At 41.1% G+C, this 511-nt stretch carries 1 rRNA gene; it reads right to left on the bottom strand.

The features are described from left to right. Positions 1 to 403, bottom strand: a 23S ribosomal RNA gene (locus tag GNE10_RS35025); the annotation flags it as partial. Between the last annotated feature and the right edge of the window lie 108 nt (positions 404 to 511).

Below are 511 nucleotides of genomic sequence, written 5' to 3'. Positions count from 1 at the left end.
AGAGAGAATATGTTTTCGACTACAGGATTATTACCTTCTTTGATTCATCTTTCCAGATGATTCGTCTAACATGTTCTTTTGTAACTCCGTATAGAGTGTCCTACAACCCCAACAAGCAAGCTTGTTGGTTTGGGCTCTTCCCGTTTCGCTCGCCGCTACTCAGGGAATCGATTTTTCTTTCTCTTCCTCCGGGTACTAAGATGTTTCAGTTCTCCGGGTCTGCCTTCTGACATGCTATGAATTCACATGTCGATAACATGACATAACTCATGCTGGGTTCCCCCATTCGGAAATCTCTGGATCAACGCTTACTTACAGCTACCCAAAGCATATCGTCGTTAGTAACGTCCTTCATCGGCTTCTAGTGCCAAGGCATCCACCGTGCGCCCTTAATAACTTAATCTATGTTTCCACCATATTTTGAATAACAATTCAAAATAAACAGCTAAAACTAGTTATTAATCTTGTGAGTGTTCTTTCGAACACTAGCGATTATTTATGAATTCAAGCT

This window comes from Nostoc sp. 2RC (genome assembly GCF_014222165.1).
Classification (GTDB): domain Bacteria; phylum Cyanobacteriota; class Cyanobacteriia; order Cyanobacteriales; family Nostocaceae; genus Nostoc; species Nostoc linckia.
Note: the sequence above shows the minus strand (reverse complement) of the source record. Positions and strands in the feature narration are given on the sequence as shown.